This is a genomic window from Klebsiella sp. CN_Kp100 (assembly GCF_040065315.1).
Lineage (GTDB): Bacteria > Pseudomonadota > Gammaproteobacteria > Enterobacterales > Enterobacteriaceae > Klebsiella > Klebsiella oxytoca.
In genome coordinates, this window is record NZ_JBEAIJ010000058.1 from 87,954 (window position 1) to 109,255 (window position 21,302).

At 55.4% G+C, this 21,302-nt stretch carries 23 protein-coding genes and 1 riboswitch; of the genes, 7 read left to right on the forward strand and 16 right to left on the reverse strand.

What is annotated here, in order from left to right; translation table 11 throughout:
• Nucleotides 1-10: 10 nt before the first annotated feature.
• The 6 genes from ABLV12_RS24980 to ABLV12_RS25005 all read right to left on the reverse strand — a co-directional run bounded on the left by ABLV12_RS24980 (nucleotide 11) and on the right by ABLV12_RS25005 (nucleotide 5,876).
• Complete coding sequence (locus ABLV12_RS24980; protein WP_032728247.1) at nucleotides 11-751, reverse strand: ABC transporter permease; 741 nt, start codon at nucleotides 749-751, stop codon at nucleotides 11-13.
• Nucleotides 748-1,476, reverse strand: a complete 729-nt coding sequence (locus tag ABLV12_RS24985) for an ABC transporter ATP-binding protein (protein ID WP_348867434.1) — start codon at nucleotides 1,474-1,476, stop codon at nucleotides 748-750. The genes ABLV12_RS24980 and ABLV12_RS24985 overlap by 4 nt, the downstream gene beginning before the upstream one ends.
• Entirely contained in the window at nucleotides 1,473-2,168 is a 696-nt protein-coding gene (locus tag ABLV12_RS24990; RefSeq protein ID WP_064396004.1) for a TenA family protein, read from the reverse strand. The genes ABLV12_RS24985 and ABLV12_RS24990 overlap by 4 nt, the downstream gene beginning before the upstream one ends.
• Before the next feature lie 69 nt (nucleotides 2,169-2,237).
• Nucleotides 2,238-2,339, reverse strand: a riboswitch (TPP riboswitch).
• Between the two features lie 207 nt (nucleotides 2,340-2,546).
• Nucleotides 2,547-3,719, reverse strand: a complete 1,173-nt coding sequence (locus ABLV12_RS24995; protein ID WP_064396002.1) for a Gfo/Idh/MocA family oxidoreductase — start codon at nucleotides 3,717-3,719, stop codon at nucleotides 2,547-2,549.
• A 14-nt stretch (nucleotides 3,720-3,733) separates the two neighbouring features.
• The gene (locus tag ABLV12_RS25000) at nucleotides 3,734-4,657 is read right to left on the reverse strand and encodes a TIM barrel protein (RefSeq protein WP_004102015.1); all 924 of its coding nucleotides are present in this window, start codon (nucleotides 4,655-4,657) and stop codon (nucleotides 3,734-3,736) included.
• A gap of 184 nt (nucleotides 4,658-4,841) precedes the next feature.
• Nucleotides 4,842-5,876: a LacI family DNA-binding transcriptional regulator gene (locus ABLV12_RS25005; protein WP_348867435.1), complete on the reverse strand. Its 1,035-nt coding sequence runs from the start codon at nucleotides 5,874-5,876 to the stop codon at nucleotides 4,842-4,844.
• 167 nt (nucleotides 5,877-6,043) lie between these two features.
• Between ABLV12_RS25005 and ABLV12_RS25010 the strand changes: the two genes are divergently transcribed.
• Nucleotides 6,044-7,186 carry an alpha/beta hydrolase gene (locus tag ABLV12_RS25010; RefSeq protein ID WP_348867436.1) on the forward strand — a complete coding sequence of 381 codons (1,143 nt, stop codon included), beginning with the start codon at nucleotides 6,044-6,046 and terminating at the stop codon, nucleotides 7,184-7,186.
• Between the two features lie 60 nt (nucleotides 7,187-7,246).
• Here ABLV12_RS25010 and ykgR read toward each other — a convergent pair whose 3' ends face one another.
• Complete coding sequence (gene ykgR / locus ABLV12_RS25015; RefSeq protein ID WP_348867437.1) at nucleotides 7,247-7,348, reverse strand: small membrane protein YkgR; 102 nt, start codon at nucleotides 7,346-7,348, stop codon at nucleotides 7,247-7,249.
• Between the two features lie 198 nt (nucleotides 7,349-7,546).
• On the opposite strand from ykgR, the gene ABLV12_RS25020 reads away from it, so the two are divergent.
• Nucleotides 7,547-7,972 carry a hypothetical protein gene (locus ABLV12_RS25020; RefSeq protein ID WP_004102024.1) on the forward strand — a complete coding sequence of 142 codons (426 nt, stop codon included), beginning with the start codon at nucleotides 7,547-7,549 and terminating at the stop codon, nucleotides 7,970-7,972.
• Between the two features lie 5 nt (nucleotides 7,973-7,977).
• Entirely contained in the window at nucleotides 7,978-8,538 is a 561-nt protein-coding gene (locus ABLV12_RS25025; RefSeq protein ID WP_004102026.1) for an RNA polymerase sigma factor, read from the forward strand.
• A gap of 99 nt (nucleotides 8,539-8,637) precedes the next feature.
• Here ABLV12_RS25025 and ABLV12_RS25030 read toward each other — a convergent pair whose 3' ends face one another.
• The 5 genes from ABLV12_RS25030 to ABLV12_RS25050 all read right to left on the reverse strand — a co-directional run bounded on the left by ABLV12_RS25030 (nucleotide 8,638) and on the right by ABLV12_RS25050 (nucleotide 14,770).
• Nucleotides 8,638-9,255 carry a TetR/AcrR family transcriptional regulator gene (locus ABLV12_RS25030; RefSeq protein ID WP_004112966.1) on the reverse strand — a complete coding sequence of 206 codons (618 nt, stop codon included), beginning with the start codon at nucleotides 9,253-9,255 and terminating at the stop codon, nucleotides 8,638-8,640.
• A gap of 11 nt (nucleotides 9,256-9,266) precedes the next feature.
• Complete coding sequence (locus ABLV12_RS25035; protein WP_016809024.1) at nucleotides 9,267-12,374, reverse strand: multidrug efflux RND transporter permease subunit; 3,108 nt, start codon at nucleotides 12,372-12,374, stop codon at nucleotides 9,267-9,269.
• Between the two features lie 16 nt (nucleotides 12,375-12,390).
• A complete protein-coding gene (locus tag ABLV12_RS25040) occupies nucleotides 12,391-12,813 on the reverse strand; it encodes a hypothetical protein (RefSeq protein WP_142478502.1) in 423 nt (140 codons plus the stop codon).
• Between the two features lie 127 nt (nucleotides 12,814-12,940).
• Nucleotides 12,941-13,393: a nuclear transport factor 2 family protein gene (locus ABLV12_RS25045; RefSeq protein WP_032728256.1), complete on the reverse strand. Its 453-nt coding sequence runs from the start codon at nucleotides 13,391-13,393 to the stop codon at nucleotides 12,941-12,943.
• Nucleotides 13,394-13,444: 51 nt separating this feature from the next.
• Nucleotides 13,445-14,770, reverse strand: a complete 1,326-nt coding sequence (locus ABLV12_RS25050; RefSeq protein WP_049129498.1) for a glycoside hydrolase family 10 protein — start codon at nucleotides 14,768-14,770, stop codon at nucleotides 13,445-13,447.
• Between the two features lie 268 nt (nucleotides 14,771-15,038).
• Here ABLV12_RS25050 and ABLV12_RS25055 point away from each other — a divergent pair, with 268 nt between their 5' ends.
• Both ABLV12_RS25055 and nqrE read left to right on the forward strand, forming a co-directional pair.
• Nucleotides 15,039-16,559: a cyclic diguanylate phosphodiesterase gene (locus ABLV12_RS25055; protein WP_047719838.1), complete on the forward strand. Its 1,521-nt coding sequence runs from the start codon at nucleotides 15,039-15,041 to the stop codon at nucleotides 16,557-16,559.
• Nucleotides 16,560-16,695: 136 nt separating this feature from the next.
• A complete protein-coding gene (gene nqrE, locus ABLV12_RS25060) occupies nucleotides 16,696-17,295 on the forward strand; it encodes an NADH:ubiquinone reductase (Na(+)-transporting) subunit E (protein ID WP_004102040.1) in 600 nt (199 codons plus the stop codon).
• A gap of 152 nt (nucleotides 17,296-17,447) precedes the next feature.
• Here nqrE and ivy read toward each other — a convergent pair whose 3' ends face one another.
• A complete protein-coding gene (ivy, locus tag ABLV12_RS25065; protein ID WP_064395993.1) occupies nucleotides 17,448-17,888 on the reverse strand; it encodes an Ivy family C-type lysozyme inhibitor in 441 nt (146 codons plus the stop codon).
• A gap of 443 nt (nucleotides 17,889-18,331) precedes the next feature.
• On the opposite strand from ivy, the gene ABLV12_RS25070 reads away from it, so the two are divergent.
• Entirely contained in the window at nucleotides 18,332-18,877 is a 546-nt protein-coding gene (locus ABLV12_RS25070) for a YfaZ family outer membrane protein (protein WP_348867463.1), read from the forward strand.
• Nucleotides 18,878-18,952: 75 nt separating this feature from the next.
• Here ABLV12_RS25070 and ABLV12_RS25075 read toward each other — a convergent pair whose 3' ends face one another.
• Nucleotides 18,953-19,114 carry a YqaE/Pmp3 family membrane protein gene (locus ABLV12_RS25075; RefSeq protein WP_004102047.1) on the reverse strand — a complete coding sequence of 54 codons (162 nt, stop codon included), beginning with the start codon at nucleotides 19,112-19,114 and terminating at the stop codon, nucleotides 18,953-18,955.
• A gap of 318 nt (nucleotides 19,115-19,432) precedes the next feature.
• On the opposite strand from ABLV12_RS25075, the gene ABLV12_RS25080 reads away from it, so the two are divergent.
• Entirely contained in the window at nucleotides 19,433-19,660 is a 228-nt protein-coding gene (locus tag ABLV12_RS25080; RefSeq protein WP_064395991.1) for a hypothetical protein, read from the forward strand.
• 82 nt (nucleotides 19,661-19,742) lie between these two features.
• Here the strand turns inward: ABLV12_RS25080 and ABLV12_RS25085 are convergent, their stop codons facing one another.
• Nucleotides 19,743-20,627 carry an SDR family oxidoreductase gene (locus ABLV12_RS25085; RefSeq protein ID WP_004102064.1) on the reverse strand — a complete coding sequence of 295 codons (885 nt, stop codon included), beginning with the start codon at nucleotides 20,625-20,627 and terminating at the stop codon, nucleotides 19,743-19,745.
• Nucleotides 20,628-20,741: 114 nt separating this feature from the next.
• Entirely contained in the window at nucleotides 20,742-21,269 is a 528-nt protein-coding gene (locus ABLV12_RS25090; RefSeq protein WP_348867438.1) for a GNAT family N-acetyltransferase, read from the reverse strand.
• Between the last annotated feature and the right edge of the window lie 33 nt (nucleotides 21,270-21,302).

Below are 21,302 nucleotides of genomic sequence, written 5' to 3' on the forward strand. Positions count from 1 at the left end.
TTTAAGAGCGTCATTCCGGCGTCCAGTTAATCAGCCGGTGTAAAAAAGCATCCACCGCCAGCCACAGCAGGACGGTCAGTAGCACCAGAATAAACAGGGCTGCAAAGCAGATATCGGTTTGCAGACGGGCATTGGCGTTAAGCATGACGTAGCCCAGTCCTTCGGCTGAACCGACCCATTCGCCGATAATCGCCCCGATAGGCGCGACGGCGGCGGCCATCCGCAGACCGGAACCGAGGGCCGGAAGGGCAGCCATCATGCGGATGTGGCGCAGCTGCGCGCCAAAAGAGGCGCCCATGGTGCGCGCGAGGTCAAGATAGTCCTGGTTAACCCGGCGCAGCCCGTCAAAAAACGCCGAGGTGACGGGAAAGAAGATCACCAGCACCGCCATCATAACCTTGGCGCTCATCCCGAAGCCGAACCACAGTACCAGCAGCGGGGCAAGGGCAAAGACCGGGATCGCCTGGCTGGTCAGCACCAACGGCATCAGCCAACGCTGAAGGCGCGGCGAAACAATCATGCACAGCGCCAGTATCACGCCGAGCAGAACGCCGAGCGCGAGACCGCTGAGGATCTCGCTTAATGTGATCAGCGTGTGCCCACCGAGGTAGGCGCGGTTAACCCACAGGGCGCTTGCCACCGCCGAAGGCGAAGGCAGCAGAAAGGCGGGAATGCCGCTGCGGGTCACCAGCCACCAAATCAGGAGCAGGCCGCAGAACACCACGGCGGCGCGAAACAGTTTTGCGCTCATTCATTAGCCCTTATCAGCTGTTGCAGCAACTCCGCCTGACCGGCTAATAGCGCCGGATCGTCCGGCGCGCGCGGCGGTATGCCGGACAAGCGATGCGTGTCGTCAATCCCGCCGGTGGCCGGGGAAAGGACGAGCAGACGGTGGCTCAGACGGCAGGCTTCCATCGGATCGTGGGTGATCAGTACAACGGTCCGGTTCACCAACAGCCGGGCGGCCAGGGACTGAATACGCGTGCGGGTGATCGTGTCGAGCGCGGAAAAGGGCTCGTCCATCAGCACGATGGGCCGGTCTTCGTAGAGCGTACGCGCCAGCGCCGCACGCTGACGCATGCCGCCGGAGAGAGCGGCCGGGCGGTCATCGGCGCAGTGTTCAAGCCCAACCTGCTGTAGCAGCGTAGTCACGCGCAGGTGATCGATGCGCTCCCCGCGCAGGCGCGCCCCCAGCGAGACGTTGTCGCGCACGCTTAGCCACGGGTAAAGCAGATCTTTTTGCCCCATCCACGCCAGGCGTCCGGCAATCGCCAGGCCATCGCTGGCGCGAACTTCGCCCCCAGAGGCTTTCGCCAGCCCGGCGATGATGCGCAGGAGGCTGGTTTTACCGGCGCCGCTGGCCCCCAGCAGCGAGCTCCACTGGCCGCCGGGAATAGAGAACGTCAAATTGTCGAAGATCGGTCGCAAACCAAAGCGCAGGCTCAGTCCGCGTACTTCGATGTCGGGAGCCATCACGCCTGGCGCTCCGCGAGGGCGTTAAGACCCATTTGCCAGAAGTTAGCCTCCAGGCGCGTAGCGGTCGTAAAAATGGCGCTGAGTTCGGCAAAACGCGCTTCGCCGCCGCGCTGCTGCCAGAGGGTTTCCAGCAGGTTTAAGGCTGCATTGACGCCGTTAAGGTAGCCCTCATCACCGTAGTTGCGGATCCACGAGGCATATGGGTTGGCAGTCAGCCGGGTCGCCGGGTCGTGCAGCAGACCGAGGCCGATTTCCGCATAGCCGGCCACGCAGGGCATCAGCGCCGCCAGTAGATCCAGCGCGTCGCCGGCGTGGCCGATGTCCAGTACGTAGCGGGTATAATTTACCGTTTCAGCGGCTTCCTCTTCAGCCGCCATCGTCGCTTCATCCAGCCCCCATTCCGTACAGTAGCCGACGTGCAGCGGCAGTTCGTCGAGAATGGCGTGCATGGACGCGGCGGCAACGCGCATTTCCGCGAGGGTACGCAGCTTGCTCACCAGCAGCGCGTAGCTGCGTGCAAAGTGGATCAGGAACAGGTAGTCCTGCGTCAGATAGCGACGAAAAGCGGGTTCGGGAAGGGTGCCGTCGGCAAGCTGGCGCAGGAAGGGATGGGCGACGTAGCGCTGCCAGTCAGCACCGGCCTGCAGGCGCAGACGACCATAAATACCCTGAGTAAATGCGGGAAGAATCACAGGACCTCCTGATAATAGGGAGATCCGGGCGTGCTGAATGAAGTGTGAACAGGCAATGGCGCAAAACTGGCGGAAATGCCGACCCGTCCCTTCGCTGGCATGACCCAGATCAGGTTCAAAGGGTTCGGCTTACGCCATCTCAGCCCTCACGGGACACCCCTCGGTTTGGCACCTGTTATACGACATTCGCTTTTTGATTACAATGCTGTGAACTTGCCGAAAATTGGTGACACTGTCACGTTAAGACACTGCGATAAATGGCCGTTGTGCATCATTTTGGCCCGGTGGCGGCTGGCGTCTTGCCGGGCGCAGAACGGCCCGATTCTCTTTGGCCGGGCAAGGCGTCAGCCGCCCCCCCCGGCAAATATTATTTATGGATTAATGGAAATCGACCCAGCGGGCGCCACTGTCTGCTGAACGTACGCAGTTCTCAACCCAATGCACGCCGAGCGCACCGGCTTTGGCATCCGGGTACCAGAAGTTTTCGAGCAAAGCAGCGTCGCGACGATCGGTAGCATCCATGGCGATGGCGAAGCGGCGGTACAAATTCGACCAGGCCTCAAACAGCCCTTCGGGATGGCCGCCGCCGATCCGGTCATCCTGCAGAGCCAGCGGGTCCAGATAGGGCATACCGCGTTCGAGAATGCGCACCGGCTCGCCCTGAATCTCATAGCGCAGCTGATTCGGCTGTTCATCCCACCACTCAAGGCTGGCTTTTTCTCCGACGATACGGACTTTCTGCCCGTGCATTGAGCCGCTGTTGACCGCCGAGCACCACATCGAACCCACGGCGCCGTTGTCGTACTCCATCAGCACATGCGCGTTATCCTCCAGCGGCGCGCGGCTTTTGACAAAGCTCTGGCGGGAGCACATCAGGCGAGTGATATTGAGCTTCGGCGCCATGGTCTCCGCCAGAAACAGCGGGTGAGTGGCGAGATCGCCCAGAACGTAGCTGGGGCCAACAAACTTCGGGTCCACTCGCCAGCGGGTACTGGGGTTTTCCTGCTCCACTGGCTGGTTATGAAAACCGTGGGCGAACTGCATATTGATAATGCGTATCTCGCCCAGCAGCCCCTGCTCAATCATCTGCCGCGCCTGCAGAATCAGCTGATGACCGGCGTAGCCGTAAGTCACGCCGATGATTTTGCGCTGTTTTTCGCTCAGGGCCACCAGCGCATCGGCCTCTTCGCCGGTAAAACAGAGCGGTTTTTCGCAGACCACATGCAATCCGGCCTCCAGCGCCGCGCGGCAAATGGCGTAGTGGGTATTGTTCGGCGTAGCGATGGAAACGGCTTCAATACCGTCCTCCCGCGCGGCCTCTTCGCGAAACAGCGTTTCGTAGTCGGGGTAACAGCGCCCGGCCTCCACGCCCAGCTGCTGGCCAAACTCACGCCCGCGCTGAGCGTCAATATCGAAGGCCCCTGCCAGCAGGGTAAACGTGCCGTCGCGCAGCGCCGCGGAGCGGTGAATATAGCCAATCTGGCTGCTTCCGCCGCCGCCCACCATACCCCAGCGTAACGACCGGCCAACAGGTTTAATACCGTTAATCATGTTTCATCTCCCGATTAAAAACCAACCGAATGCAGGTAGCGCAGGCTTTCCGTGACCGCCTTAAGGCTGCCCTCGACGTTGCGCGGGTCGCGCTCTTGCTCAATGGTGATCCAGCCTTGATAGCCGCGTTTGTCGAGAAAGGCGCGCACCGCCGGATAATCGATGGCGCCGCTGCCGAGCGGACACATCACGCCCTCCGCGCAGGCAGAGAAGAAGTCGATGCCGCGGGAAATTACGCTCCTGAATACCTGCGGATCGACATCTTTAAAGTGCAGGTAGTCAAGGCGATCAAAATGGCGATCCAGCCAGCTGATGGGGTCCATACCCGAATAGAAGAGATGGCCGGTGTCGAGACACAATCCGGCAACATCATGGGGGATTTGCGCCGCGAGCAGGTCGATTTCGTCGGCAAACTCGATGCAGCCGCCGGCGTGAGGATGGATAACCGGGCGAACGCCGTACTCCTGCCACGCCAGTTGGCTGATGGTAATAATATGGCCGATCATCCGCTGCCAGTCGGCGGGAGAGAGGCGGGGGGCCAGTTCGCTGTGTCCGGCGTATTTCGCCCGCAGCGGATTGCCGAAATCAATAATCACCAGATAAGGCGGCTGGAAGGGGTTGCCCGGCGTCTTCTCCGCCGACGGAACCTGCGACAGGTTGCGGCAAATGTTATGCGTCAGTGCGACAATATTCGCAAAGTTCTCTTCGCTGACCAGATCGTCAAAGATCGTTCCGGCCACCAGCGACAGCCCCTGCTTATTCAGCGCGGCGCTGAGTTCATCGGCTCGGGTCGGCAGATAGCTCCACGGCCCCAGTTCAATACTTTTATAACCGGCCGTCGCCGCCTCTTCCAGCACCTTGGTCCACGGCGGCAGGTAAGGATTTTTGGGATCATCGACGCCCCAGCTGCACGGCGCGTTGGCAATATGTATGGTCATGATGGCTTCCTTTTCAGATGAGGAGAAAACATGACCAGTATTGAATGAAAATTTCATCTTCAACAATCATGAAATTTAAATTCTTTGATGGAATTCAAGGTTTATTTTGATGTCTTAATTGATAGTTTTTTATCAAATGTAGCGCTGAAGCGGAGCGCGGAGAATATACCCGCGCTTTCGCCGATCAGAGGTTTTCTTTGGTGAGTAAATCAAAAGGCTGCAGGGCGTTAATAAACGTCGCCTGCGGCTGGTGAGCGGACTGGACAAAGGCATCGACGGTCGCTGAGGCGAATTCGGCAAGCCGATGAGCCAGCATCAGATCGATTGTCCCGTCGATTAGCGCCAGCTCGCCGTGGTCTACCGGGCCATGACAAATCAGCGTGACCTGATGCTGACGCTGATGCGCATGCAGCGCGGGGATAATCCCTTCCACGCCGCCGCAGGGCGCGTAGATGGCCTCCAGATCGGGATAACGCTGCAGCATCTCCTCCGTCACCCGGCGGGCGATATCGGCGCGTTCGTGGCTGCGTACAGGCTCCAGCACCCGGTCGCCTTTGCCATGTTCGCGCAGGTAGGAACGGAAACTTATCTCGCAGCTTTCCTGACAAATAAATCGGTTATCGCCGACGATAATGCCGATTTCGCCGCTTCCATGACACAGTCTGTCCACCGCCCAACCGGCGGTGCGGCCCGCTTTCTGATTATCCAGCCCAATGTAGCCGGTGCGTTGCGGGATGCTCATATCGGAGAGCAGGGTAAAGACGCGCACGCCTTTATCAACGGCCTGAGCAACGGCATGGCGGATAAGCGGATTATCCAGCGCCACAATACCGATTGCGTCAACCTCTTCGCTGAGGCGGGCGATTGCGGCAACCATATCGTCAATGGCGTTAATGTCATAATGCAGAAACACCGGCGCCTGTGCCGGACTATGCCAGGGCAATGCCGCCTGCTCAAGCGCCTGCGCCAGCTGATGGTAAAACGAGTGCGACTCCTGCAGCAGGATGAACCCCATTCTCAGCGGGATCGCCGACTGACCGGCTGCCAGCCGATACTGCGATTGTTCGAGCGCAAAGCCTAAGCGCCTGGCGGACTCAAGCACTTTACGTTCGGTGCTCTCTTTCACGGGAGTTCGTTTATTCAACACTCTGTCCACCGTCGCGATACCGACTCTGGCGTCTCTGGCTATATCCTTCATGGTGACTTTTTTCGCTGACATTGTTCTCTTCCTGTGAGGTTATTGATAAAAATCTATCATTTTTGTGGCGGATAAAAAGCGAAGCCACTCAGGGTTTATGCAAATCAGCAAAATGACCCGCTTCATTGAGCTGGTATTCAGGCGCCAGGGTCTACACTAAGTGCATCCCCATTATGGAACAGGATGTCATGACTTATTCCCTCTCAAAAAAATTCCTTACCGCCACCTCTGCGCTGCTATTGCTTTCCATGAGCGCTGTTCCGGCTAGCGCCGCTACCGACAGCACCGATGCCGTCTCTCCGCTCAGCGCGGAGAACGGGTTAAGCGAAGCGGCTAAGCAATATTTTCTGCGTTATCCTTCCCACAGCGGCGTGAACGGTAAAACCGCGCGCGAAGATACCGCGGCGGTCTTTATTCCCTTTGGCGCCACGCCGGAAGGGGGATGGCCAGTGGTGGTCTGGGCTCACGGTACCGTTGGCGTGGTGAATCACTGCGCGCCGTCGTTAAACCCGCGCAGCGATCGCGATAAGCAGTATCTGAACACCTGGCTGTCGCTGGGCTATGCGGTGGTCGCGCCGGATTATGCCGGTCTGGGCTCGTCCGGGCTGCACCACTATCTGAACGCCCGCGGCGAAGCGTGGAGCGTACTTGACAGCGTTCGCGCCGCCCTGAAACAGTTTCCGCTCAAAAATGAACTTATTCTGGTAGGACAGTCGCAGGGGGCGCATGCCGCCTTCGCCAGCGCCGGCTATCAGCCGCAATATGCACCCGAGCTTAATATTCGCGCAACGGTGCTGACCGGTACGCCTTATTTTGAAAAAGGGACCACCGCAGCCGACATTCTTCCGCCGGCAGGCGGCAAAGCGCCGAGCGGCGGCGATCCGAAAATTCCTTATATTTTCTATATTTATCTTTCAGCTGCCGACAGCAACCCGCAGCTCAATCCCGCCGACTATTTCCAGGACAAAGCGCTACCGCTGCTGAAAGAGGCGAACCATTTATGCATTACGCCGCTTAACGATGAGGTGATGAAGGCCGGTCTCAATGCGGCGAATGCCCTCAAGCCGGGAGTGGATTCGCTGTTAAACGCCAGCGTAAAAACCATGCTCTACCCGACGCTAAAAATCGATCATCCGGTATTTATCGGTATAGGCAGCGTCGATATCAACGTACCGACGGCGATGCAAAAACGCTTTGCGGATGCGGTCAAAAGCGCGGGAACCCGGGCGGACGTGCATATTTATGAGGGGCTGGATCATAGCGGAACGGTTAACCCGTCATTGCGCGACTCGGTGCCGTTTTTGATTAAGACGCTCAACGATAAGCGGTAATGGCGAGGGTCGATGAGCCGCCCTGAGCGATGGGGCGGTTCAGCGCAGGTATGACGTCGATTACCAGTATTTGGGGATCAGATAGCCATACATAACGACCGCGACAACAATCAGCAGCGTAATAATTGCCCAGTCTGCTTTTAATGATTTTACTGCCTTCATAAGTTCCTCTTTTTTCGATGAATCACCGGGTAACGTTACCGCCGCCGCCCGCACCGAAAGGTGATGAAGATCACACAATAACATTTGTCGTACAAATAAAGTGTGTCGATTTTTAAATATTGTTAGCAATATTTTGTCCGCTCATTCGTCTACCTCTGCACAGGTTACTATTCACAAGCGTTATGAGGTATACAAAGCATGAGAGATTTCGACAGGCGCGAGCAGCGCCATCAGCACCGTTTTGGTGACCACAGAATGGCAAAACCGCTTCTCATCGGCGCGGCGTTAATCATCGTTCTCGGGCTGCTGGTCATGTCGCTATGGAATGCGCTACTGCCCGCTATCCTTGGGGTAAAGAGCATCGGCTTCTGGCAGGCGATAGGTCTTCTGGCGCTGTCGCGGATCCTGTTTGGCGGTCTCGGTTTTCGCCCGGGAATGTTCGGTATGGGACAGGCGCGGCGTCGAATGCATGAACGCTGGATGAAGATGAGTCCCGAGCAGCGCGATGAGTTTGTACAGCGCTTTGGTCATCGCGGGCATCGTGGCCACTGCGGCTGGCGCGATCGTCGTAGTGAAAATGCGCCGCAGCAGGAGCCTGCGGTGAAAAATACGGATCCCGAGTGAGCGCAATGAAAAACGGCATCGCGACGCCATCGCGGCTGATTTCCGCTCTCGACGCCTGCCGGACGAAGCTGAAGGCGTTTATTCGCGCCCGGATCCCGCAAAGGGATGAGGCGGACGATATCCTGCAGGAAGTGACTTATCAGCTGATCCGCGTCGAGCAACCGGTGGAGAATATTGCCGCCTGGCTGTTCCGGGCCGCGCGAAACGAGATGACCGACAGGGCGAGAAAAAAGCGTGAGCTGCCGCTGGCTGGCGATTTCAGCGAGGAAGAAGAGGGTGGCTTTCCCGAGGATGAGCTGGCCGAGACGCTGTTTGGCGTTGCGCAAACGCCGGAGGAGGCGTATCTGAAAACGCTGCTCTGGGAGGCAGTAAACCAGGCGCTCGCGGAACTGCCGCCCGCCCAGCGCGAAGCATTCGAGAAAACCGAACTGCAGGGCTACAGCTATCGGGAGCTGGCCGAAGAGACCGGCGCAAGCGAGCAGGCGCTGCTGTCGCGTAAGCATAAAGCGGTACTTTACCTGCGAACCCGCTTGCGCGCGCTGTATGACGATCTGCTCGCCGATTAGTCTTTCTTCGGCCTCTGGCGCGGGGCCGAAGACCTGGTCTTTATCCGCTTAGCAGAATAAGGGCGGCGACAGGCCTGAAAGTGGCTGCGTAAACCTGGATTATGGCCCGTAGCCCCAGGCCTTGAGAAAGACGGTAATCGCGCATTCCGCGAGCTGTTCCAGCTTCTCCGGCTCAACCGCTTTTTGCGCAATTAAGGCCCCCGGCAGCGGATAGCCCATAATCGCGCCGAGAAACGCCGTTGCTTCGAGCTCCGGATCGCTGATGGTCAGCAAACCTTCGTTTTTTTTCTGCGCCAGTATCTCGCTCAGTGCCTGCAAAACGCGCCCTGAGGGGCGCTGTTCGAGCGTGACGTAGAGTTCGGGCTTTTGCACCAGCACCTGGATCAGCAGGCGTTGAAAGTGAATATTCTCCGGCGCATAAAAGTGCGCTTGCACCACTTTCGCAAACCCGCGCAGCAGCGCGGGAAAATCCTGCTGACGCTCCTGCAAAAGCTGGCGCAGAGGCGGCTGCATAGTGTCATTGAGAAACGCAAATGTCTCCAGCAGCAGCGCGTCTTTACCGCCGGGGAAATGACTGTAGAGCGTCGGCCGCGAGGTTCCCGCTTCGGCGGCAATCGTATCCAGCGACACATCAAGCCCGTGCCTGAGAAACAGCTCGCGGGCGGTTTGTAAAATGCGTGGGCGGGCTTTCATTGGCCGCCCGCGTTGATTTCCCATCAATTGAGTCCTTACCGTTTGCGCCCTTTAAGGCGCATCATTCCTTGCTGTACCAGCAGGAAAAAGAGTGGAACGAAGAGCAAGGTCAGCAGCGTCCCGGTGAGCATACCGCCGATCACCGCGGTGCCAATCTCCCGTTGGCTGGAAGCGCCGGCACCGGTAGAGAGTACCAGAGGGATAACGCCGACAACAAATGCAAGTGAGGTCATAATGATGGGGCGTAAGCGCAGACGAGCGCCCTCCAGCGCCGCGTCGGATAAGGTTTTTCCTTGCTGAAACTGCGCCAGCGCGAATTCAACGATCAGAATCGCATTTTTGGCGGAAAGCCCCATGGTCGTCAGCATACCGACCTGGAAGTAGATATCGTTTTCATATCCGGCGAGCAGCGACGCGCTCACGGCCCCCAGAATCCCCAACGGCACGATCAGCAGTACGGCGACCGGAATCGACCAGCTTTCATACAAGGCGGCCAGACACAAAAACATAAAGGCCAGCGACGCCAGATATACCCATAGCGTTTGCACTGAAGAGGCCTGCTCCTGCCAGGACAAACCGCTCCATTGCAGATCAAACCCGCTCAGCGTGCCCACCAGTTCGGCCATTTCCGCCATCGCCGAACCGGAGCTGACGCCCGATGCCGCATTGCCCTGGAACTGCACGGCTGACAGTCCGTTAAAACGCTGAAGCATCTGCGGCCCGGTGGTCCAGCGCCAGGATGAGAAGCTGTCGAAGGAGGCCATGTTGTTGCTGTCGCCGCGGACAAACCAGGCGGATAAGTTTTCCGGCGTCGAACGCCAGGCTGCGTCTCCCTGCATGTACACGCGCTTGACGCGCCCGCGATCGATAAAGTCGTTAATGTACACGCCGCCCCAGGCCGCAGAGAGAGTGCTGTTTATCGCGGCCTGATCCAACCCCTGGGCCTGCGCTTTCTGTCTGTCAACATCGACCTGCAGCTGCGCCTTCTCCTCCAGGCTGTTAATGCGCACCGCATCCAGTTCTGGCTGTTGTCTGGCGGCAGCGAGCAGGGTGTTTTGCGCCTCGATGAGCGACGGGCTGCCGTTTTGCGCGCTATCCTGTAGCCAGAGTTCAAAGCCGCTCGACTGCCCGAGCCCGCGCACGGTGGGTGGCGACATCACGCTGATGCTGGCCAGCCGGGAGGTTTTAACAAAGTACTGGTTCGCCCGGGCAATGATCGCCTGAGCGCTGTTCTGTTCTCCGGGACGCGCATCCCAGTGCTTGAGTTCGGCGAAGGCCATGCCGACGTTCTGCCCGCTGCCGGCGTTATTTCTGCCGGTAACCATAAAGATGACGTTGAGGTTATTCTCTTCCTCGCTCATGAAATAGCGGCTAATTTCCGCGCCGACCTCTTCGGTCATCGACATCGGCGAGCCGGAGGGAAGCGTAAACTGAACCATCACCGCGCCCTGATCCTCTTCCGGCAGAAAGCCGCCAGCCAGTTTCTGATACTGCCAGAGCATCAAAAACGTCAGCGCCAGAGCCAGCAATACAAAGCGGAAGGGGCGGACCGCTATCCGCCGGAGAATCGCCAGGTAACGATTCTGAGTGGCGGCGACGCCGCGGTTGAAACCGGAGAAGAACGGCCCTTTTTTAAGATGGCCGGGTTTGAGCAGATGGGCGCACAGCGTCGGCGTCAGGGTCAGTGCGACCAGCGCGGAAAGCACCATCGCCGAAACGATGGTCACGCTGAACTGCCGGTAGATAATCCCCACCGAGCCGCCGAAAAACGCCATCGGGATAAAAACCGCCGAGAGTACCAGCGCGATGCCAATCAGCGCGCCGGTTATCTCATTCATTGAGCGCAGCGTGGCTTCAAGCGGGGTAAGATCCTCTTCCACCATCAGGCGTTCAACGTTCTCCACCACCACGATAGCGTCATCAACCAGCAGACCGATTGCCAGAACCATCGCGAAGAGGGTGAGCGTATTGATGCTGTAGCCCAGCAGGCTAAGGATGCCGAAGGTACCGAGCAGGACGACCGGCACCGTGAGGGTCGGGATCAGCGTTGCCCGCCAGCTCTGGAGAAAGAGATACATGACCGCCACCACAAAAAGAATCGCCTCAATCAGCGTGCGCACTACGCTTTCGATAGAGACCGTCACGAACGGCGTGCTGTCGCGCGGATAAGCGGCGACAACGCCCTGCGGAAAGCGGGGCGTCAGGCGTTCGACTTCTGTCCGGATCTTCTCCGCCGTCTCCAGCGCGTTGGCCCCGGAGGCCAGCTGAATTGAGATTCCGGCTGAGGGGAAACCGTTGAGCGTGGTTTGGTTTTGATAGTTTTCCGCGCCGATCTCCACCCGGGCGACATCGCGCAGATAGACCACCGAGCCGTCGCTGTTGGTGCGCAGAATAATGTTTTCAAACTGTTCGGGATGCTCAAGGCGGGACTGCGCGGTGACCGTCGCGTTCAGATACTGCCCCTCCAGCGTAGGCAGTGAACCAATTTCGCCGCTGGTGACCTGAGAATTTTGCGCCTCGACGGCGGCCTGCACGTCGGAGGGCATCAAACCGTAGCCGTTCAGCTGCAGCGGATTGAGCCAGATGCGCATCGCGTACTGGGCGCCGAAAACGGTCGTTTCCCCCACGCCTTCCACCCGGCTCAGCGGCTCCTGCAGGGAGCTAACGAGAAAGTCGCTGATATCAAGGCTGGTTAGCGTTCGAGTTTGATCGTACAGGGCCACCACCATCAGGCTGTCACCCTGTGACTTGGTTACCGTAAGGCCTTGCTGCTGCACCTCTTGAGGCAAACGCGTAATGGCCTGATTAACGGCATTTTGTACCTGCACCTGCGCCATATCAGGATCAATGCGTTGATCGAAACTGAGACTAATACGCGCCTGGCCTGCTGAACTGCTGCTGGAGGAAAAATAGAGCAGGCCGTCGATGCCTTTAATCTGCTGCTCCAGCACCTGGGTCACGCTGTCTTCAACGGTTTCAGCCGAGGCGCCGGGGTAGTTGGCGGTGACGTTGACGCCGGGAGGAGCAATATCCGGATATTGTTCAACGGGCAGGGTCAGCAGGGCGAAAGCGCCGGTCGCCATAATACAGATGGCGATGACGGCGGCAAAAACCGGGCGAAACACAAAAAAGCGAGCCAGCATCGTTATGCACCTACGGTCAGTTGAGGGATTCTTGTAGCGCAAACACGGCCGGCGGTTCGCTTAGCCCGGAAGATGGGGGAAATACCGGCGTGGGTGGAGCCGGTAGCGCCGCATCCAGCGCCCTCGACAGAAAAAAGCGGCTGATTTCAGAACATGCAGTCGTACGCTGGTATTCACCCCATAGAAAGTCATAGGTCTGAATGCTGAAAATATTCTGCTGCAGTAAAAAATGCAGATAGCGTTGGCGCTGCTCCGCCTGCTGGCTAACGAGCAGGGCGTGACATAGCCTGGCCTGAGCCGGTTCATCTACACGTGAACATGCCGCCTGAATCTGCTGATCCTGCGTAGCCAGACTCAGCAGTGAGGCCTTCGCTACGCAGGGAAGAAATGATAATCCAATGAAACAAAACAGCTTTGCCCATTTTCCTTCGTTGAACATCCGCCTTACCCCGTCAGTTTGTTTACTTTACAGTAAAGTAAATAAACTGTTTAAACAAGTGCCCATCTGTACGAAGCGAAAATGGGTAAAGCGGAGGGAATGATGAGCAGAGGAGCTCTGCTCAGGCTCAGAACATGCCGTTGCCGCTGGCGGTTTTCTGCGGAACGTTCTGGGTCACGTCCCAGTGCTCAACGATTTTATGCTGTTCATCAACGCGGAAGATATCGATAATCGCCCGCGTCACTCCCGGCTCGCGACCGGTTACCTCCACATGGAGGATCACATGATCGCCGTCGACAAAGGCCTGCTTGATAACGCTGCGCGAGTCGGGATATTGACTCTTCAGGAAGGCGATAAACTGCTGAAAGCCTTCAACGCCGTCTTTCGCCATCGGGTTATGCTGTATGTAGCGGTCTCCGAGATAGGGCCTGGCGGCGGCAAAGTCCTTGTCATTTAACGCTTTGTTATAAAAATCAATGACGTTCTTCTTATTCAGCTGTTCGCTTTCACTGTTGCCCGCAAAAACAGCGGGCGACAGGGCGCAAAACAGGGAAAAGGCGATGAGCGATTTTTTCAACATACATCCTCCGGCGGTGATTGTAGTAACGGGCATCTGGCCTGTCAGGGGGAATCAACCTCCCCAGCGGCCTTTGAGGTAGTTAACGGCCTGCTGGGTCTGCGGCTGATTAAGGTAATTCTCTCTGAACAGAATAGTGCCCTGAATTTGCGGCATGGATTCATTCAGATCAAGCTGCTTTTTCAGCTCCGGCACGCCGCCGCTAATCATCCAGTCAGGCTCGCTCTTTGACGGTTCGCCAACTTTGTACAGCGCCACGCCGATATAAAGCCGGGTGTGGGTAGGCTTCACCACCTCAGCCCACCACTTTGCCAGCACATCGTAGCGCGCGGCGTCGCGGGCGAAGGGCCAGTAAATTTGCGGCGCGATATAGTCCAGCCATCCCTGCTGAACCCACAGGCGGGTATCCGCGTAAGACTCATCGTAGGCCGCCGCGCCGCGGGTATCGGACCCGGACGGATCGTGAGAGCGATTGCGCCAGACGCCCGCCGGGCTGACGCCGAATTCTACGGCGGGGTTCAGCTGCTTGATAGTGCGGGAAACCTGCTCAATCAGCAGCTGGGTATTGTGCCGCCGCCAGTCCGCTTTGGCAGCAAAGCCCTGGCCATACTGCTGGAACGTCCGATTGTCGTTCAGCTTCGACCCCGGCGTTTCGGTATAGAAGTAATCATCGAACTGGACGCCGTCTACCGGATAGCGCTCTACGACCTCTGCTACGATGCTGGTGATCCAGTCGCGCACTTCCGGGATCCCCGGGTCGAGAACGAAACGGTCTCCGGAGGTACGGATCCACTCCGGATGCAGGACATAGACGCTGGCGGGAAACTGCGAAAGGGTACCGTTAAGCTCGGTGACGGTTTTGGGGCGAGTATTGACCGAGACGCGATAGGGGTTGAACCATGCATGAACGCGCATGCCGCGCTTATGGGCTTCATCCAGCATAAACTTTAACGGATCGTAGCCCGGGTCCTCGCCGATTTTACCGGTCAGCATATCGGACCACGGCAGGATCTTCGACGGCCAGAGCGCGGTGCCATCAGGTTTCACCTGGAAAAAAACGGTATTGATACCGAGGCTTTTTAAATTATCCAGCTTGGCAATCAGCGCCTGCTGCTGCAGGGCGATGCGGCGATCGGCGGTAATGCCGCCGTTCACGGATTCCAGCGGCGGCCAGTCGAGGCGCGAGACGGTAGTCAGCCAGACGCCGCGCACCGGCTCGTGGCTTTTGGGTAACGTCGGCTGCTTTGTCGCGGGCGGCAGCGGCGTGACAAGAGAAACGGGCGGTTTACTGCCGCAGTGCGACAGCAGCAGCGCTGCAGCGATAGCTACGGCGGATGCTTTTACTTTTTTCAGGATGCTATTACGGGAGTGAATCGTCATATTTGCCAGCATTTCTGGTCAGCGCACAAAGAAGTCATTTTCGTATTATTCTACTTTAAGTCAATAATTTAGCCATAGACAGCGCCGCTTTTGCCTCAGCAAATTTCGCGGCCAGTCGTCTGCGCCACCACGCAACGGCTGGCCATGATATATCATTGATATGCATTAAAACTTGATCGGTTCAGGGCGAGTTTAAAAAGGATTTGTTAAAATCTGGCCAAACAATTGACCGCCAGCCCCCGATGGCGAGTCTAACTGGATTAGCATAATGAACTACTCATCGTCACGCCATCGTCTGTGGATAATCCTATTTCTCATGGCATTAATCAGCCTTGGCACCGGTCTTTGCTACTGGCAGATGCAAAAAAAGGTGGATAAGGATATCCAGTCGCGGCTGCAGCAGGCGATAGCCAGCCTTGATGTGACCGTTTCCCACGCCGAACAGGCCGCCGACCTGGCGGAACCATTTATGGGAAAAAATTGCAATGAGAACGTCCTGACGGAGCTGCGCACGCTGGTGGCGACCATTCCCGACGTGCGCTCGGTAAATTTAGGGCGGGATAACGAGATCTACTGCACTTCGGTTTTTGGCGGACGCAAATTTCAGTTTGATAGGACTCAATATACCCAAGGGTCGTTGCAGTTATTCCAGGGGAACGATATTACGCCGTCTCATCCGTTAATGGTGTATAGCGAACAGGACGACCGGGGGAATACCACGCTGATAGGTATTGATGGCTATTATTTATACAATATTTTATCCGTTCTGGATGGCGATGCTCATCTGTATCTTCAGGTTGGTAATCGGGTAATGAACCGCAAAGGGGAAGTCACCACGACGCCGAAGATCAAAATTCCCGTGCGTCTGACCTCTGAGCAATTTAATTATTCGGTCATTGCCGATCGCGGCTTTGCCTCCGGCGCAGTCGCATTTATCCGCTATGAACAGCATACCCTCATCGCCATTCTTCTCGCCTCCTTGCTGCTCGCCTTTTTGTTCAGAAACTATCTCCGCTATCGGCAGACGATTGAGTACCAGCTGAGGAAGGCGATCGAGCTGAAGCAGCTCAAACCGTATATTCAGCCGATAATTAACGATGAGGACGGCGCCATTATCGGCGGCGAGGTGCTGGTACGCTGGGAACATCCCAAACAGGGATTTATTGCGCCGGATAAATTTATCTCCGTTGCGGAACAGACCGGTTTGATTAAAGACGTGACGGCGATTTGCTTTGCGGAAGTAAGCCGACAGCTCCGTCGCCAGCAGTCCCTGCTCCCTAAAGGACTCTTTATTTGCTTTAACACCAGCTCGGTTAACTTTCAGGATGACGAGATAGTCCAACTCTGCCAGACGTTTATCCAGGAGCTGAAAGAGGCGGAAGTTCGGCTCGTCCTTGAGATAACCGAGCGGGAGTCGATTGAAAATACGCTGCAAACCTCGGAGGTGACGGATAAGCTGCGGCGCATCGGGATTCAGTTTTCGCTGGATGATTTCGGTACCGGTTACGCAAACTACAGCTACATCCAGCAATTTAATCCTGAGATTATAAAAATCGATAAGGTGTTTACCTTCAATATCGTCACCAATAATGCTTCCGCGCTGGTGGTCAAGAATATGGTGAATCTGGCGAAGAAGTTTAACTGTCAGATTATCGCCGAAGGCGTGGAGGATAAGGAGCAGCTTACAATGCTCAGGAATATGGGCATCGCTATTTACCAGGGCTACTACTTCTCACAACCGGTGCCGGTTGGCGAGTTTATCAAAATGCTGCCACGTTCATTTCGCTAGTCATGAAAGGGCTGGTTTGTTCGATCACAAACAGGAAATTAAAAGGTGATCGACTCGGCAAAACCGAATCGTAATTTCCTGTTTCACCTGAAAATTTGTCATCATTGAGGAACAACTCAACAACACGGAGGTTGTCTTGTTCGAATCTCACCTGAATATTTTTATCCGCGCGGTTTTCGTTGAAAATATGGCGCTCAATTTTTTCCTTGGCATGTGTACTTTTCTCGCTATTTCCAAAAAGATCGATGTCGCATTTCGGCTCGGGATCACCGTGACGGCGCTGCTAGCCATTGCGACGCCGATTAACAACCTGATTTATCATCACCTACTGAAAGAAAATGCTCTGATTGAAGGCGTGGATCTCAGTTTTCTCGATTTCATCACGTTTATCGGCGTCCTTGCGGCGCTGGTGCAGATCCTGGAGATGGTGATCGACAAATATTTCCATGCGTTAAACCATGCTTTAGGGCCGTTTCTGCCGCTGTTGACCATCCACTGCGCCATTTTTGGCGCGACCATATTTATGGTGCAGCGTGAATACAGCTTCCTTGAGTCGCTGACTTATGGCACCGGATGCGGTATTGGCTGGACGCTGGCGATTGTGGCGCTGGCTGGCATTCGCGAAAAGCTGAAATATGCCAATATGCCGAAAGGGTTACGCGGATTAGGCAGCGTGTTCATTACCGCCGGACTCATGTCGCTGGGCTTTATGTCGTTCGCCGGTATTTCCCTGTAAACAGAAGTCGGGAACCATGAGAGAGTGCGTCTGGCCTGACGACGTTTTACCGAAATTCTGCCGTACACCTTTGGGCGCGCACGGCAGAAGAGGGCGCTGGCGGGCGATGAACGCGCGTCGCGGGTTCATCGCACCGGGCTTGCTGGCGGATTTCAGGGGTAGTTGAAAGCCTCTGGATGGTTTTCCAGGCTGCCGCTCAGGGCTGCAAAGAGTACCGTTTTCCCATCGATGGATAATGGATCGCTAACGTTAAGCCAGGTCAGCTTTTCCTGGGATGTCTTGTCGTCAACGGTGGAAAAAACTCCGGACATCTGTCTGGATTTTTCCGACCACAGCACCGCGAGACGCTCCGCAGCGCAATCGTGAGGTTTGCAGACGCTGAGCACCTGATAAACATCCTCGCCAAGCTTTACCGTACGCGCGGGCGTGGTCGTGCCGCCTGAACTGACCCAACCGGGCAGGTGATGTCCTTTGAGCATCTGATTAAACGCGGCGGGCTCCTTTTTGGCGAGGCTGTTCAGCGTAATATCGTCCTGTGCCATAGCGTTTGCTGACGTCGCCAGAATAGCCAGCGCGGTTAACATTTTAAGCATAATAATACTCCTGTGATCTTTCCGATTCCGTTTAACGCCTGTTAATCATGGCTCTGGTTGGCGGTGAATGCAAATTTGCTCAGCTGGCTTCTCTATATTCCGCAAATGGTCGGAAAGTGGTGATTTCATTTCTTATGGTTTTGTAAAAAAGAATGTCACTATAGAATGCGAATTACTTATAAAGCATATAAAACCGGCAGTGATTATTACTATCGCGAGCTTTTATTCAACATTTTCGTGCCGTTGGTTGAATCACCATTAAGATAACGCGTCAATAATGGCTCAATCACTGTGCTTATTCGCTTGACCGCTAACGTATAATAGAATCCAGACTATTCTGCTGTTATTTTTCGGTAAATTATTGACGGTGTCATTTCACAAAAGAAAATTTGATCGCCGGCATCGCGCTTGTTAAAGTTCGCGCCACTTTTCAGGAGGGTATGATGAAAAAGACTCAATTCATTATCGCGTGTTCTTTAATTATGGCTTCAGGCTCTGCCCTGGCAATGGGTTTTACCGCTGAGCAGGGGAAAAACTTTACCAATCTTAATATGGAAATCGGTAAGAGTTCTTCCGGCCTGTATGCGGAAAGTAACTGGATTAAAAATACTCAGGACGGAAGTCAGCTTGGCGGCGTCGGCGTTGGCTACAATCTTGCGCTGGGTCCGCTCACGGCGAATATTGGCACAAAAGCCGTATATCTCGGGCCGAAGAAAGGGGACAACGGCGTCGCCTTCCCGATTGGCGGCGGCATCGATCTGGCGCTGACTGACAGTATCCATCTGTACGGCGAAGGATATTCCGCGCCGGAAGGGTTAACTAACAGCGTTAAAAATTACGTCGAAGCGAATGGCGGAATTAGCTGGACGCCGCTGACGCCGCTGACTATCAAGGCTGGCTATCGTCACGCGAGCGTTGATGGAAAAGATGGCCGCCCGGGACATACCATCATTGATGGCGCTTACTTAGGCGCTGGCGTGACTTTCTGATATGACGGTCGGGAGCGTGGGCTCCCGACATATTACTGAGTGATGAGAAAAATCTCAAAAGGCGCTTTCAGATGCTTAGCTGTTTTTGGTCTGTACCCAAAAAGCGTGAATGAGCCCTGGAATGTAGCCGAGGATCGTCAAAATAATATTGAGAATAAACGCCCAGCCAAACCCTTTTCCCAGCAATACTCCCAGCGGGGGTAGAATAATCGTTAAGACAATTCGCCAGAAACCCATAATATCTCCCTGTGTTGTTAGCTAACTTAATACTATTTTAGTGGCTGACGGTATTTTTGCAAATTTTAGCTTTTTAAATCATAAGCCTGCTAACTTTTCTGAGTTTCAAATACTACATATTTAATAAATTTCAAAGCGCTAATTTATGCCAGATATCTATATGGGATTATTCCAGGTTATTGCTTAAATTATGTTCTTCAAAGCTCAGTGGAAAATTTGTACGGAAGAGGGGGAATTACGCGCAATGATAGCCTGCCGGGTGGGGTAAATTGCGCTAGACTGCCCGTCCAGGGGATAAGATATTGACGGCGGGGTTACATGGACAACATCGTTCTTCAAAAGGTCATCGCCATCTTTCTGATGGTTTGGTGGGGTTGGGATATTCTGAAAAGAAAAAAGAAAAAGCAGAACCCCGATCCCCTTATTGCGCAGGCAAACGCTGCGGAGCGCTATCAATGGCGCTACTTGCGTTGGGGATGGCGACTCTTGCAATTCGCCTGTGGCGGGTATTTGCTGATAATGATGGTCACCTTTCTTTTAGGCTAGCGCTGGCAGGTGAAAAGAGAGCCGCTACCGCGGCTCTTTTGCTGACCAGGCACGTATCCGGAGGAGTTGCGCGCCAGCTCTTTTAGGCTACGCCGGTACCGCCATCTGAGCACCAGACCTGACCCGAAGCGTAGGAGCAGGCGTCGGAAGCCAGAAGGACGTAAAGCGGCGCAATCTCAACCGGCTGTCCCGGTCGGCCAAGCGGCGTATCCTCACCAAATTTTTGCACCTTCTCCTGCGGCTGGCCGCCGCTCGACTGCAACGGTGTCCAGTAAGGGCCAGGGGCAACGGCGTTAACGCGAATACCGCGCGGGCCAAGCTGCTGCGCCAGGGATTTAGTAAACGCCACGTTGCAGGCTTTGGTCTGGGCGTAATCCAGCAGAATCTCGCTGGGTTTAAATGCCTGGACGGAAGAGGTATTGATGATAACCGCCCCCGCAGACAGGTGACGGAGGGCGGCTTTGGTTATCCAGAACGGCGCATAGACGTTGGTTTTAAAGGTGGCATCAAACGCAGCGGTGCTCAGCTGTTCAATGGATTCGCAATACTGCTGTCTGCCGGCATTGTTCACCAGAATATCCAGCCCGCCCAGCTCGGCTACCGCTTTTTCAACCAGGGTGTCGCAAAAAGATTCAACCCGAATATCGCCGGGAATGGCGACGGCTTTTCGTCCCTCGGCCTGAATCAGCGCGATAACGGCAGCCGCGTCCGACTCTTCTTCCGGCAGGTAGCCGATGGCGACATCCGCGCCTTCACGCGCATAGGCGATAGCGACAGCGCGGCCAATACCTGAATCACCGCCGGTAATAAGCGCTTTTTTTCCCGCGAGCTTCCCGGAGCCGATATAGCTGGTCTCACCGTGGTCGGGAAGGGGCTTCATTTCAGATGCCAGCCCCGGAGCCTGCTGCGGCTGCTCAACAAACGGCGGAAGAGGATAATGTAGCGATGAATTATTTCCTGTTGTCATACCGGCCTCCTGATAAATGAAATTTAAGATTAGCCAATCGTTGTGATTGAGCGAGCAAAAAGCGTAAACCAGGAATAATTAACTTTGTAAAACCAGGAATTATTTACCTGACAATTAGTTCAACATGTAATACCAGAACAGCGCAATTTCATCTTTTTCCGCTAAAGCGTTGTAGAGATATCGATCGTATCCTCCAAGAGTAAAACCATAATTTCGATAGAAGAGGCAGGCGGGCACGTTAACGTTCTGCGTCTCAAGATTTAATCCAGCAGCGTTCATACTGCGCGCCCAGATATGGGCGGCGGCCATGAGCTTGTTGGCCGCGCCGGCTCTGCGATGTGAGCTTTCAATGGCAATATAATCGACGGAAATAAACCTGTTCCAGCTCAGGGATGCGGTGATAAAACCGGCCACCTGTCCCGCTTCGGTTTCGGCAATCAGGAATATTGCATCCGGATTAATACAGTGGTTTTCCAGCGTCTGGATATCCAGCTCATAGGTTTTATTATAAGCGCAGGGAAGTGTCTCAATTTTCAGATCATTATTGATGAAAGGGCCTCTGGCAACCTGGCTGACCGTGAAGGAAAAATCACAATATTCAAGGCGAGCAAGGTCAGAATTTAATCCTTTACGAATCTGCATAGCATTCCTTATTTTTTAGCGATTTATTAATGA